The 12,451-nt window shown below is 70.6% G+C and carries 12 protein-coding genes and 1 tRNA gene; 6 read left to right on the forward strand and 7 right to left on the reverse strand.

Going from position 1 to position 12,451, the window contains the following annotated elements; translation table 11 throughout:
* Window positions 1-200: 200 nt before the first annotated feature.
* Entirely contained in the window at window positions 201-950 is a 750-nt protein-coding gene (locus Q8W67_RS02370) for a Crp/Fnr family transcriptional regulator (RefSeq protein ID WP_305540127.1), read from the reverse strand.
* 272 nt (window positions 951-1,222) lie between these two features.
* Between Q8W67_RS02370 and Q8W67_RS02375 the strand changes: the two genes are divergently transcribed.
* Window positions 1,223-1,462: a hypothetical protein gene (locus Q8W67_RS02375; RefSeq protein ID WP_305540131.1), complete on the forward strand. Its 240-nt coding sequence runs from the start codon at window positions 1,223-1,225 to the stop codon at window positions 1,460-1,462.
* A gap of 62 nt (window positions 1,463-1,524) precedes the next feature.
* Here the strand turns inward: Q8W67_RS02375 and Q8W67_RS02380 are convergent, their stop codons facing one another.
* From Q8W67_RS02380 to Q8W67_RS02390, 3 genes are all read right to left on the reverse strand, one after another.
* Complete coding sequence (locus Q8W67_RS02380; RefSeq protein ID WP_305540134.1) at window positions 1,525-2,412, reverse strand: cation diffusion facilitator family transporter; 888 nt, start codon at window positions 2,410-2,412, stop codon at window positions 1,525-1,527.
* A 97-nt stretch (window positions 2,413-2,509) separates the two neighbouring features.
* A complete protein-coding gene (locus Q8W67_RS02385; RefSeq protein ID WP_305540136.1) occupies window positions 2,510-2,731 on the reverse strand; it encodes a hypothetical protein in 222 nt (73 codons plus the stop codon).
* A gap of 5 nt (window positions 2,732-2,736) precedes the next feature.
* Window positions 2,737-2,985, reverse strand: a complete 249-nt coding sequence (locus Q8W67_RS02390; RefSeq protein ID WP_305540139.1) for a hypothetical protein — start codon at window positions 2,983-2,985, stop codon at window positions 2,737-2,739.
* Window positions 2,986-3,083: 98 nt separating this feature from the next.
* On the opposite strand from Q8W67_RS02390, the gene queA reads away from it, so the two are divergent.
* On the forward strand, window positions 3,084-4,148 hold the full coding sequence (gene queA / locus Q8W67_RS02395) for a tRNA preQ1(34) S-adenosylmethionine ribosyltransferase-isomerase QueA (RefSeq protein WP_305540142.1): 1,065 nt from the start codon (window positions 3,084-3,086) through the stop codon (window positions 4,146-4,148).
* Complete coding sequence (tgt, locus tag Q8W67_RS02400; protein WP_305540145.1) at window positions 4,145-5,281, forward strand: tRNA guanosine(34) transglycosylase Tgt; 1,137 nt, start codon at window positions 4,145-4,147, stop codon at window positions 5,279-5,281. Before queA ends, tgt begins: the two co-directional genes overlap by 4 nt.
* Before the next feature lie 71 nt (window positions 5,282-5,352).
* On the opposite strand, the gene Q8W67_RS02405 is transcribed toward tgt, so the two are convergent.
* From Q8W67_RS02405 to Q8W67_RS02415, 3 genes are all read right to left on the reverse strand, one after another.
* Window positions 5,353-6,408 (reverse strand): hypothetical protein, encoded by a 1,056-nt coding sequence (locus Q8W67_RS02405; RefSeq protein WP_305540148.1) that lies wholly within the window; start codon window positions 6,406-6,408, stop codon window positions 5,353-5,355.
* Window positions 6,409-6,634: 226 nt separating this feature from the next.
* Window positions 6,635-6,711, reverse strand: a tRNA-Pro gene (locus Q8W67_RS02410).
* A 147-nt stretch (window positions 6,712-6,858) separates the two neighbouring features.
* Entirely contained in the window at window positions 6,859-7,557 is a 699-nt protein-coding gene (locus Q8W67_RS02415) for a 4'-phosphopantetheinyl transferase superfamily protein (RefSeq protein WP_305540151.1), read from the reverse strand.
* A 127-nt stretch (window positions 7,558-7,684) separates the two neighbouring features.
* On the opposite strand from Q8W67_RS02415, the gene Q8W67_RS02420 reads away from it, so the two are divergent.
* The 3 genes from Q8W67_RS02420 (at window position 7,685) to Q8W67_RS02430 (ending at window position 12,418) form a co-directional block, all read left to right on the forward strand.
* The gene (locus Q8W67_RS02420; protein ID WP_305540154.1) at window positions 7,685-8,977 is read left to right on the forward strand and encodes an MFS transporter; all 1,293 of its coding nucleotides are present in this window, start codon (window positions 7,685-7,687) and stop codon (window positions 8,975-8,977) included.
* A 65-nt stretch (window positions 8,978-9,042) separates the two neighbouring features.
* Complete coding sequence (gene ligA, locus Q8W67_RS02425; RefSeq protein ID WP_305540157.1) at window positions 9,043-11,475, forward strand: NAD-dependent DNA ligase LigA; 2,433 nt, start codon at window positions 9,043-9,045, stop codon at window positions 11,473-11,475.
* Window positions 11,476-11,548: 73 nt separating this feature from the next.
* Window positions 11,549-12,418 carry a 3'-5' exonuclease gene (locus Q8W67_RS02430; protein ID WP_305540160.1) on the forward strand — a complete coding sequence of 290 codons (870 nt, stop codon included), beginning with the start codon at window positions 11,549-11,551 and terminating at the stop codon, window positions 12,416-12,418.
* Window positions 12,419-12,451: the final 33 nt, after the last annotated feature.

The raw sequence follows: 12,451 nt of genomic DNA on the forward strand, positions 1-12,451 counted from the left end.
TGTCAGGGGCGCCCGCCATCGCCCTCGTCCGACGGGCGGCCACCTTCCGAGACTTGGGCGCCCGGCTGGCAGCTTCTCGCGCCTCATGAGGGCTCAGCGACACCGGGCCAGGTCGTGACCCTGTAACGATGGGCCGATGGCCAGCACCGACTCAGGCCGTCCGATGAATCGCCAGACTCCCTTACCGCCGCCCCTGGCCTTCAGGCGAAGGCATGTTCTGCGCTGTTCAAATGAAGGTACTGGTCATCGAACTCGGCCGCCAAGCGCAAGCCCAGCCAATCCAGGATCTCCAACCTGCGGCCGTGCAGGCTGATCAATCCGGCGTCCCGCAGATCTTTCAGGGTCCGGTTCACATGGACGGGCGTCAACCCAAGCGCATCCGCAAGATCGTGCTGCCGGAGCGGCATCGGCATGGCGGGTCCATCGGTCCGGCCGGTCGAGGAGAGCCGCAGGTACAACTCGCAGCACAGGTGCGCGAGCCGTCCGCGGGCATCGCGACGGCTGAGCCCAGCCATCCAGGCCCGCTGGATCGCCGCGAGGATCAACGCCTCGCGCCAGAACGCCGCCGCCAAGTTCGGGAAGGCCTCCATCAGCCTGCGGACGGCCGCATGTGGGACGAAGCCGAGGGTCGCCGGCGTCAGCGCTACCATGCCGAAATCCGGCTCGGGCAGGTGCAGGCTCTGGAGATCCGGCAGATCCCCGGGAACGTGGATCGCCAGAATCGGACGCCTGCCCCCGTTGAGCATCTGGTAGCAGCACGTCCAGCCATCGAGCAGGATGCAGCAGGATCCGGTTGCATCGCCATCCCGCAAGATGTCCTGCCGCGCAGCCACTGTGCGGACCGCGACCGGCAGGCCCCGGAGCCCGTCCTGCTCGGCATCCGACAGGCCGCCAGCGCCGCTCAACTTCTGGATGAGGATGGCGGCGGTACTGTTCGCGACGGCAACCACAGCGCTCTGCCTCGTCGAGCAGGCGGAAGATGTCCCCTTCCAGCCGCCAGCGCCCTGATCGTTCCAGCTGGCGATACTCAAGAATTAATCCATGTCACTCAAACCGCAACCCGCAACTTGAAAAACAGGATCGAAAACATGGGATGCTTAATAACGTAAGTTAGTATACCTTGACGATAATTGTCCCACAATCGATAATCGCTGGCTTCGATTCTGGCTGTCAGTGCCTGAGAGAGGTGTGCGCTCCCGCCCTAGACGCGCCGAGCACATCCGTGGCACGCTATTTCTTCGATATTCACGACGGCACAATCCAATTCGACGAGGACGGCACGGAATGCGCGACGCTGGAAGCCGCGCGTGCGCAGGCTATGCGCCTTCTCCCCGATCTCGCGCGCGAAGAGGCACCCAGGGAGGGGGACCGCCAGAATTATACGGTTCTGGTGACCGATGAGGATCATCGTCCCGTCTATTCGGCGACGCTCTCACTTGTCGGGCTCTGGCTGATCCGCTGAAACCTGACAGGCGCGGGCGGGGAAGCCGCTGAAGACCTACGCCGACGTTGGATCGGCAGGCGTCAGAGAACCGGCAGGCCACGGGCCTTGGCTTCCTCGCCGGGCTCGACGTGGATGGTCACCACCGCCCCCGGGATCGTGGTTTCCAAGGCGGTTTCCAGGCGATCGCAGATGGCGTGCGAGGCCTCGACGGTCATGGCGCCCGGTACGACGAGATGGAAGTCGATGAAGGTCGCCTGCCCGGCCGAGCGAGTCCGGACATCGTGGGCTTCCAGCGCCCCCTCCCCGTGGCGGGAGATGAGCGCACGGATCTCGGAGACCATCTCGGGGGGCGCGGCCCGATCCATCAAGCCGTCGACCGATTCGCGCACCATCCGGAAGCCTGACCACAGGATGTTCAGCGCGACGAGCCCAGCCACGGCCGGATCGAGGATCGGGTAGCCCGTCAGCCAGACGGCGGCGACGCCGGCGAGCACGCCGCAGGAGGTCACCACGTCGGCGAACACGTGGCGGGCGTCCGCGATCAGGGCGGGCGACCGCCACAGGCTGCCCCAGCGCATCAGCGCGCAGGCCCAGACGGCGTTTATAGCGCCGGCCGCGAAATTGACGGCCAGTCCCAATGCCGGCGCGTCGAGGGGCTCGGGGGCGATCAGGCCGAAATACACCTCGCGCATGATCACGAGCGCGGCCACGATGATCAGCGCGCCTTCGATCACCGCGGAGAAAAACTCGGCCTTGTGGTGGCCGTAGGGGTGTTCCTCGTCGGCCGGGCGCGCGGCGACCCGCAGGGCCACGAAGGCCCCGATTGCCGCGACGACGTTGATGATGCTCTCAAGCGCGTCGGAATACAGCGCCAGGCTGCCGGTGAGCCACGCCGCGTAGAATTTGAGCGCGGTTACGGCAAAGCCGATACCGGCACTGAGCAGGGCTGCTTTTTGGGTGCGGTCCATGGAATGCGCCGGTCACGAGTCGACGCGCCCATACGGGATGCACCGCGCCCAAGGCCACGGCAAAGCTTCGACGCCTCCGAATGAATCTTAGCTTCGGCTAAACGTCGGTCGGCTCGGGACCCCGTCCGCGGACCACTTCGCGCTGGCGGCTGCGCTCGGCCTTTGCGCGCGCCTCGACCGCTTTGCGCAGGTAGCGCCGCCTTTGCCAGGCGAAGCGCGTGGCAGCGGCGAGGGTGTCGAGCCGGGCGGCCTCGCGTTCCCAGTAGGTCAGCAGTTGCCCGTCCAGGGTGATCTGCCGGCGCCGAACGGTTCCAACCATGGCCATCAATCCCTGGGTGCGGCCGGCTCGCCGGTCTCGGCCACGATCAGCGCGTCCGCATCCCCGTGGAAGCTGCCCGCCCCCGCACCGGGCACCGGGACGGCGGGGCTGCCGAAAGGCTCGCTGGGATAGGCCTCCTCGAACTTCGCTCGGGCTCTTGCCGGATCGTCGGCCTTGAGGACGATCTCGGGCGTACCGGGCAGCGGCCAGCGGGGATCGGCAACATCACGTGGGCGCACGGCGTACCAGGGCATCGTTCGGAGTTCTCATGCTGCGGTGAGGCGAGAACCGGCGGGGCCGGGGACCAGTTCCGAGGTTGAAAGCGCGTGCCGTTCGGTGCAGGCAGCCGGCGATGCGCGTGGACCTGTTCGACTTCGACCTCCCGGAGAGCTGTATCGCCCTGCGCCCGGCCGAGCCGCGCGATGCCGGGCGGCTCCTGGTCGTGCGCCCCGGCGAGACGCTGGCCGACCGGACCGTGCGCGACCTGCCGGGGGCGCTACAGGCCGGCGATGCCCTGGTGTTCAACGATACCCGGGTGATCCCGGCGCGACTCAACGGCGTTCGGACCCGTCCCGGCGCTTCGGGCCAGCGCACCGAGGTGATGCTGCACCTGCGCGAGGCGCCTTCGCGTTGGCGCGCCTTCGCCCGCCCGGCCAAGCGGCTCGCCCGCGGCGATGCGCTGCGCTTCGGCGATCTCGGGGCGACCGTGGCGGAGAAGGGCGAGGCCGGCGAGATCGTCCTCGAATTCGACCGGGCCGGCGCGGCGCTCGACGCCGCCATCGCCGCTGAGGGGGCACTGCCCCTGCCGCCCTACATCGCCGGCAAGCGCGCCACGGACGGCCGCGACGCCACCGACTACCAGACAATCTACGCAAGAAATCCGGGTGCCGTGGCGGCACCGACGGCCGGACTGCACTTCTCCGAGGATCTGCTGGGGGCGCTCGACGCGGCCGGCCTGCGGCGCTGCCACGTCACCCTGCATGTCGGCGCCGGCACCTTCCTGCCGGTCAAGGCGGACGACACGGACGGCCACCGCATGCACGCCGAGATCGGAATCCTCGACGCCGACACGGCCGCCGCCCTCAACGCAACCCGAGCGGCCGGCGGCCGGATCGTCGCGGTGGGCACCACGGCCCTGCGGCTCCTGGAGAGCGCCGCCGCCCCGGACGGCACGCTCTCGGCGTTCTCGGGCGCGACCGACATCTTCATCACGCCGGGCTACCGGTTCCGCGCGGTCGATGCCCTGGTGACGAATTTCCACCTGCCGCGCTCGACGCTGTTCATGCTGGTCTCGGCCTTCTCGGGCCTGGAGACGATGCGGGCGGCCTATGCGCACGCGATCCGGACCGGCTACCGCTTCTACTCCTACGGCGACGCGAGCCTGCTGTTCCCGGCCCCGCGCGCGGACATACCATGACCGACACAGAGCGCTTCGGCTTCACCCTGCACGCGCAGGACGGCACGGCCCGGACCGGCACCATCGCCACCCCGCGCGGAAACATCCGCACGCCGGCCTTCATGCCGGTGGGCACGGCCGCCACCGTCAAGGCGATGTATCCGGATCAGGTGCGCGACCTCGGCGCCGACGTGGTGCTGGGCAACACCTACCACTTGATGCTGCGCCCGGGCCCGGAGCGGATGGCCCGGCTCGGGGGCCTGCACCGGTTCATGAACTGGGACCAGCCGATCCTCACCGATTCCGGCGGCTTTCAGGTGATGTCGCTCTCGGCCCTGCGGAAGATCGACGAGCAGGGCGTGACCTTCCGCTCCCATATCGACGGCACCGCCCACCACATGAGCCCGGAGCGCTCCATTGAGATCCAGGGGCTGCTCGGCTCCGACATCCAGATGCAGCTCGACGAATGCGTGCGCCTGCCGGCCGAGCACGGGGCGATCGAGAAGGCCATGCACCTGTCTCTGCGCTGGGCCGAGCGCTGCCGGGTTGCCTTCGGCGAGCAGCCGGGCCGGGCGATGTTCGGCATCGTCCAGGGCGGCGATGTCCCGGCCTTGCGGATCGAGAGCGCGCGCGCGCTGGCCGACCTGGACCTGAAGGGCTACGCGGTGGGCGGCCTGGCGGTGGGCGAGCCGCAGGCGGTGATGTTTGCGATGATCGAGACGGTGGAGCCGCACCTGCCGCAGGCCAAGCCCCGCTACCTGATGGGCGTCGGCACGCCGGACGACATCCTGGGCGCGGTCGCCCGCGGCATCGACATGTTCGACTGCGTGATGCCGACCCGCGCCGGCCGCCACGGCCTCGCCTATACCCGCCACGGCCGGGTCAACCTGCGCAACGCCCGTCACGCCGAGGACACCGCACCGCTGGACGAAGCCTCGATCTGCCCCGCCGCGCGGGATTATTCCCGGGCCTATCTGCATCACCTCGTCCGGTCGAACGAGATCCTCGGGATGATGCTGCTCACCTGGAACAACCTCGCCTATTACCAGGACCTGATGGCCGGCGCCCGGGCGGCGATCCGGGAGGGGCGGTTCGCGGATTATTGCGCCGCCACGCGCGCGGCCTGGGCGCAGGCCGAGCGGCCGGCGGCCTAGAGGATCGCCCCGGAAGGGGAGCGCCGGCTTTCGGGAGAAGGCGAAGCGATGCAAGGCGCTGGGCCGCCGCGTCAGGGGTGCGTCAAGACGCGGTAGACGCCCTCCGGATCGTCGGCGCCGGACGCGACCGCCGCCTTCAGGTCCGCTACGATCCGCGCCGCCACCGGCAAGCGGTAGTGCAGCGCGTCCCAGTAATTCGCGTCCTGGGTGGTGACCGGCGAGCGCCGCCGGAAATCGACCACCACCGCGCCGCGACCGGCGCCGATCTCCGCGACGCGGGTCTTGCAGGCCGCCTCGCGCCGCCCGGCCGGCGACCCGGGCGCGCCTTGGGCCGCCGCGTGCACCGGCATGAAGGCGACGAGCTTCAGCGCATCCGCAGGGACGCGTCCGAGAAGCGTGTCGAGCTGTGCCAGCGCCGGCATGGGGGCCTCCGGCGGCGCCGCGGGCGCGGTCGGATCGAGGGCGCCAGACCGGATATGGATACGGGCACGCCCGGGATCGTAGCGCGCCTCGGGCGGGGTGAAGACCGCGTAGCCGTCGGGGCGGATCCGCTGGCGCGCCCAGCCGAGGCGCGCGAGCCCGGCCTGTACGGCGGTCGTGACCGCGCGCAGGCTGACCTGCCGCAGCACGCCCCAGGGCGCTCCCGTCTCGTAGAGCCAATCCGGGAACGCGTTGTCGGTGCGGGGCGGCGGGTCTGCGGCACACCAAGTCGCATCGAGCCCGAACAGGATCGCCCGCACCGGCTGTCGCGCGAGGAACAGCCCGGCGAGACGCATCTGTTCATCCGGCGTCGCCGCGTTCACCGCCAGGTTGGCAAAGCGGGCGCCGAAGGCGGCGTCGAGAGCCTCCGGGTCGAGCAGCCGCGCCGTCGAGGTGCCGAAGACCGCCGCATCGAACGGGCCGCCGCGGGCGATCTGTGGGTAGGAGAGCCGCTGGTTCGCATCCATGATCGGACCGGGCGGCTGCCCGGGCGCCGCGCGCAGGCCGTATGGATCGAGGCTTGCCACGAAGGCGATAACGACTAGCCCGAGCAGCGTGGCGCCGATCAGGAAGGTGCGCGCGAACCTGGCCCACGCAGCGGGCGCGGCATCGATGCGGGCGGAACAGGCTGGCGGTTCGGGGGCCATGCGACAAGCCCCATACAAGCTGCGGGCCGTGCCGTCGCGGGGATCGGAGCCGCATCGCCGACCTTCGGGCGACTCACCGGATGGGAGCCCGCGACGCGCTCGCTCACGCCGAACCGCATCGCCTTCGCCGGAAACGCTACGAACCCGGCTGGCCCAAAGCCTGTGCGAGCTTCGCCGGTCGCAATTTCCAGAACATCTCGGGAAGACCTTTGCTCCGCAAAGGAGCTGGTCGGAGTGGCAGGATTTGAACCTGCGACCCCCACGTCCCGAACGTGGTGCGCTACCAGACTGCGCTACACTCCGAAGGCCGGCCTGCGTGTCCGCCAGGGCCGGCGAGCGGGCTTATAGCCGTGCCTGTCCCGGGCCGCAAGCACAGTGTTCCAACTTCCGTCCGTTCCCGGACGCAGCACCATCAGGACATAGCCTAAGTATCTGATTTTAAATGCGTATTCATCCGAGACGATCCGGCCAGTCGACCGGGAGGGTGCGGCGGCAGATCGCGGCGTCCGGTGCCCGCAGGGCGAGCGTCGCAGCGTGGCCGGGACCGGCCTCGATGTCGGCGAGGGTCCAGGGGCCGGGCTCCGCCATGCGCAGGAGGCGGGCCGGCAGGGGCGGCAGGCTCACGCTGAAGCGGTCTAGGGGCAGCGCGAGACCGGTGCCCAGGGCCTTCACCACGGCTTCCTTGCGGGTCCACAGGCTGAAGAAGGCGGCTTCGATCGCGCGCGGCGGCAGGGCCGCCAGTCCGGCGGCCTCGTCGGCGGCGAAATGGGCGCGCGCGATTCGCAACGCGTCCGGCAGCGGTCGGATCGCTTCGACATCGACGCCAACCGCCGCGCCGCGCGCGATGCCGATCAGGGCACGGCGCCCCGAATGCGAGAGGTTGAATTCGACGGGCTCGCTCGCCGCGCAGGCGAGCGCCGGCTTGCCGGACATGCCGGCCGCGAGGCGGATACCGACCGGAGCGGTACCCGTTTCCTCGCCGAGAATCAGCCGCAGGGCGGCATGGCTCGCCAAGTAGCGTGCCCGATCCGCCGGCCGCAGGAAGCGCCCGGCACGATCACGCTCCGACGGATCGAGGATCGCGGCGCATCGGTCGAGCTGCCGCTCCGACAGGGCGAGATCGACAACCCAGATCGTGGCCGCGCTCACGCGACGCCTCGCGGCTGTGGATGGCAGGGGCTAACAAAGTCGGGGGGAGGCGGCACGGGGACGGGTCCGGTGAGCGCGGGATGAGAAGCATCGTCGTCAGACGGCGGCCGGGCAAGGGCGCCCCGGCTTGAGCGCGCCGACCCTCGCGCCTGCCCGATACGGCGCACCGTTCCTGTCGAGTCTCGAGGCGCGGAGCACCCGCTACGGCGTCTTCTTCGCGACCTACCTCTATCAGGGCCTGATCGCAGGGTTCTCGCTGACCGCGCTGGCCAATCACCTCGCGGCCCGCGGCGTCTCGGCAGCCGAGATCGGGACCCACTTCGCGCTTGCGGGTCTGCCCTGGACGTTTCAGCCGATCCTGTGGGGTCCGCTGGTCGACCGGGCCGGCGAATTCCGGATGGGCCGGCGCCGGCCCTTCGCGGTGATTGCGATCCTCGGCTGCCACGCGACGCTCGCCCTCACGCTGCTGCTCGACGCCGAACGCGTCGGCCTTCTCGGTCTCGCCTTCCTGGCCCACAGCCTGTTTGCGTCCCTCCTGGACACCGCCTGCGATCGGATGATCATGGATCACGTGCCGGCCGGCGAGCTCGGCCGGGTCAGCGCGTGCACGCGGGCAGGATTCGTGGTCGGCACGAGCCTCAGCGCCGCCCTCTTCGCCTGGACGCTCGCGGCCCATGGGCTCGCGGCAACCCTCGTCTGGATGCTGCTTCTCGGGACGCTCGCGACCCTGCCGATGCTGGCTGTGCGCGAGGCACCGGCCGACACGCTGATCGGTTTCGGCCGGCGCGGCCCGGCACCGCGTCGTCTGCCCGTCCGGCGCTTCCTACGCCGGCTCGGACTCGCCCTGCGTCGACCCGCGGCCCTGCGGCTCCTCGCCCTGTGCTTCGGCCTCGACGGCGCCCTCGGCCTGTTCGAGCTGCCCTTCTCGGTCGAGCTGATCCAGCGGCACGGTTGGGATCCGGCTGCCCTGTCGCGCCTCCAGGCGGCGCTGGCGCTCGCGAGTGGCACGGCCGGCGCCTTCGCGGTCGGACTCTGGTCGGACCGGGCCGGGCCCGTGCGCCCGATGCGGGCGCTGCTGCTGGCCAGCTCCGTCACCTTCGTGCTGGCCGGTGGCCTGATCGCAGCCGGATTCGTCGGTTCCGCGGGCCCGCTCCTCGCCCTCACCGGCGCGCTCCCGGGGCTGCTGATCGTCGCGCTGATGCCGGCCCTCCTCCAGGCCAGTCGCGGGCGCGCCGGCGCGGCGACGCAGTTCGAGATCTACATGGCGGCGATGAATTTCGGCTCGGTCGCCGGCACCGCACTGGCGGGCTGGTTCGCTCCCCTGATGCCGCTGGCTCTGGTGGCCGCCCTGGTCGCCGCCGCGTTCCTGGCCGCGTTCCGGATGGTCGGCCGCGGCGATCTGTTCGCGCCCCGCGGATGAGAGAAGCGGGGATGCTGCGGTCCGGGCGGCTCACGCAGCGCCGGGGATGCGCTAGAACCGCCGCCATGGCCGCCGCGAAACCCGACACCCCCGACCTCGACCTCACCGCGGACGAAGCACGCGCAGAGCACGCGCAACTCTCGGAGGCGATCCTGGAGGCGGACAGGCTCTACCACCAGGAGGACGCCCCCGAGATCTCGGACGCAGAATACGACCGCCTGCGCCGCCGCCTGGAGACGATCGAGGCCCGGTTCCCCGATCTCACGGGCACCGGGGCGGCCAGCACCTCGGTGGGCGCCAAGCCCGCGGAGAAATTCGCCAAGGTGCGGCATGCGGTGCCGATGCTGTCGCTGGGCAACGCCTTCGACGAGGGCGAGGTCGCCGAGTTCGTGGCCCGGGTGCGTCGGTTCCTCGGCTGGCCCGAGGAGGCGCCGCTCGCCTTCACGGCCGAGCCCAAGATCGACGGCCTGTCCCTGTCGCTGCGCTACGTGAACGGACGGCTCGAGACCGCGGCGACGCGGGGCGACGGCGAGGTCGGCGAGAACGTCACGGCCAACGCCAGGACCGTGAAGGACATCCCGGCAAGGCTCGCCGGTACGGGCTGGCCGGAGATCTGCGAGGTGCGCGGCGAGGTCTTCCTGTCCCACGCCGACTTCGCCGCCATCAATCTGCGCCAGGAAACGGCCGGCAAGCCGCTCTTCGCGAATCCGCGTAATGCCGCCGCCGGCAGCCTGCGCCAGCTCGACCCGGAGATCACAGCGTCCCGGCCGCTGAGGTTCTTCGCCTATGCCTGGGGCGAGCTGTCCGAGCCGATCGCCGCGACGCAATCCGGCGCCCTGCAGCATCTCGCCGCCTGGGGCCTGCCGGTGAACCCGCTCACCGAGACTTTCACCGACACGGCGGTGATGCTCGCTCATTACCGCCTTATCGAGGCGGGCCGGGCCGGGCTCGGCTACGATATCGACGGCGTTGTCTACAAGGTCGACGATCTTGCGCTCCAGAAGCGGCTCGGCTTCGTCTCGCGCTCGCCCCGCTGGGCGCTGGCTCACAAGTTCGCCGCCCAGGAGGCGACGACTTTGGTCGAGGACATCGTCATCAATGTCGGCCGCACCGGCTCGCTCAATCCCCTGGCGAAGCTCAGGCCCGTGACGGTGGGCGGCGTGGTCGTCTCCAACGCGACCCTGCACAACGAGGGCTACGTGAAGGGCGTCGGCGCCGATGGCGAGCCGATCCGGGACGGCCGCGACATCCGCGTCGGGGACACCGTGACGGTGGTCCGGGCCGGCGACGTGATCCCGAAGGTAATGGATGTCGACCTCGCCAAGCGCCCGGCGGATTCGAGGCCCTATGCCTTTCCGGAGACATGCCCGGCTTGCGGCAGCCGCGCCGTGCGAGCGGTCAACCCGCGTACCGGCCGCCCCGACGCGGTGCGCCGCTGCACCGGCGGCCTGATCTGCCCAGCGCAAGGCGTCGAGCGGCTGAAGCACTTCGTGTCGCGCAATGGCTTCGACATCGAGGGGTTCGGCGAGACCTACGTCGAGGTGCTGTTCGAAGCCGGCTTGGTGCATCAGCCGGCCGACCTGTTCCGGCTCGATTTCGACGCGCTGAAGGCTGCCATCGTAGCGCGACGCGAGGCGCTCTCGGCCGAGCGGCGCGCCGAGGCCGGGGCTGCCGATCCGCCCAGGAAGGGGGCCAAGAAGAAGGGCGAGGAGGACGACAAGGCGATCAAGAACCTGCTCGCCGGCGTCGAGGCGCGCCGCAGGGTCCCGATGAACCGCCTGCTGTTCTCGTTGGGGATCCCGCAAATCGGCGAGGCCACCGCCAAGGCGCTGGCCAAGCGGTTTCCCGATATGCCGTCACTCATATCGGCGATCGGTGAGGCGGCCACCATGCAGCCGGGCCCGGACTGGGTGGAGCTGACCGCGGTGCCCCGGGTCGGCGGGACGACCCGTGACCGTCTGCTCGATCTCGGCTACCCGGAGGACGGCGTGGCCCCCGGTACGGAGCGGGCGCGCCTGAGCGCCGTGCAGCGCGAGAACCTGCTCAAGCATTACGGCGACGCGGAAGCGGTTCGGGCCGCGATCGGCCGGGCGGCGGGGCAACGCCCCGGGGATGCCTACCGGGCCTTCGCCGACGATGGCGAGATCGGCACGGTGGCGACCGAGGCGTTGATCCTGTTCTTCTCCGAGCCGCACAACGCCGACGCCGTGACGGCCCTGCTCGACGCGGTGGAGGTCGAGCCGATGGAGCGGCCGGCCGCGGCCTCGGCCTTCGCGGGCAAGACCGTGGTCTTCACCGGCACCCTGGAGAAGATGACCCGCAACGAGGCCAAGGCGGTGGCCGAGCGGCTGGGGGCGAAGGTGTCCGGCTCGGTCTCGGCCAAGACCGACCTGGTGGTCGCCGGGCCGGGCGCCGGTTCCAAGCTCAAGGACGCTGAGAAGCACGGCGTCCGGGTGGTGTCGGAAGATGATTGGTTGGGGATGGTGGGGCAGGGTTGAAGCCTGAGTCGGCGAGCTCTAGACCTCCCGGGGCCACGTCTCCAGAACCCTTTCCCGGCATGGTCCACCCGCGATGACGGTCCTGGCCCTCGACTTCGAGACGGCCAACGAGCGGCGCGACAGCGCCTGCGCGGTGGGACTCGCCTGGATCGCGGAGGGCCGCGTGGTGCGGCGGGAGAGCCACCTGATCCGGCCGCCGGAGATGCGCTTCGCGCCGGGCAACATCCGGGTCCACGGCATCCTGCCGGCCAACGTGGCGGGCGAGCCGGACTTCGCCGGCGTGATGGCGCCCTATCTGGACGACCTGACGCGCGGATTGATCCTCGCGCACAATGCGAGCTTCGATATCGGCGTACTGCGGGCGGGGTTGGCACGCGCCGGCTTGCCGGTGCCGGCCCTGTCGTATCTCTGCACCGTCCAGATCGCCCGCCGGGTGTTCCCGGCGCCGGAGGGCTGCGGCCTCGGCAAGGTGGCGCGGCGCCTCGGCATCCGCTTCGAGCACCATGACGCCGGCGAGGACGCCTATGCCTGCGCGGAGATCGCGCTCGCCGCTATGCGCGAGACCGAAGCCGCGGACGTGCACGGGCTCGCGGCGGCGATCGGCGTGCCAGTGACGCGGGTGACCGGTGGGCCGCCCCTCCCCCGCCGTGCGCCGGGGGTGATCAGCGACCGGGCGCTCGCCGCCGTCCCGGCCGCCCCGACGGCGCTCAGCTTCGCCATGCGGGGCTCCACCGGCAACCGATACGCGGTGGTGCTGGAGGAGCGGCCGGGCGGTCCGCAACTGCGCTGCACCTGCACGGCCGGCCGCTACGGGATGCGCTGCCGCCACGTGAAGGCGCTGGAGGTCGGCGACATCACCGACCTGCTCTCGGACAACGTGTCCGACGTCGCATTGCTCGCCCGCATGATCGGCGCGAAGGGGCGGATGGCGGGAGCCGCCTGAGGGTGCAATCGCCGCGTCGCGGCGGAGGCCGGG

It is taken from the genome of Methylobacterium sp. NEAU K (assembly GCF_030700285.1).
In the GTDB taxonomy this organism is placed as follows: Bacteria; Pseudomonadota; Alphaproteobacteria; order Rhizobiales; family Beijerinckiaceae; genus Methylobacterium.

Coding starts and splice junctions, on each gene's coding strand:
- Q8W67_RS02380 (WP_305540134.1), bottom strand. CDS start 2,412: ATGGACCGCACCCAAAAAGCAGCCCTGCTCAGTGCCGGTATCGGCTTT.
- Q8W67_RS02385 (WP_305540136.1), bottom strand. CDS start 2,731: ATGGTTGGAACCGTTCGGCGCCGGCAGATCACCCTGGACGGGCAACTG.
- Q8W67_RS02390 (WP_305540139.1), bottom strand. CDS start 2,985: ATGCCCTGGTACGCCGTGCGCCCACGTGATGTTGCCGATCCCCGCTGG.
- queA (WP_305540142.1), top strand. CDS start 3,084: ATGCGCGTGGACCTGTTCGACTTCGACCTCCCGGAGAGCTGTATCGCC.
- tgt (WP_305540145.1), top strand. CDS start 4,145: ATGACCGACACAGAGCGCTTCGGCTTCACCCTGCACGCGCAGGACGGC.
- Q8W67_RS02405 (WP_305540148.1), bottom strand. CDS start 6,408: ATGGCCCCCGAACCGCCAGCCTGTTCCGCCCGCATCGATGCCGCGCCC.
- ligA (WP_305540157.1), top strand. CDS start 9,043: ATGGCCGCCGCGAAACCCGACACCCCCGACCTCGACCTCACCGCGGAC.
- Q8W67_RS02430 (WP_305540160.1), top strand. CDS start 11,549: ATGACGGTCCTGGCCCTCGACTTCGAGACGGCCAACGAGCGGCGCGAC.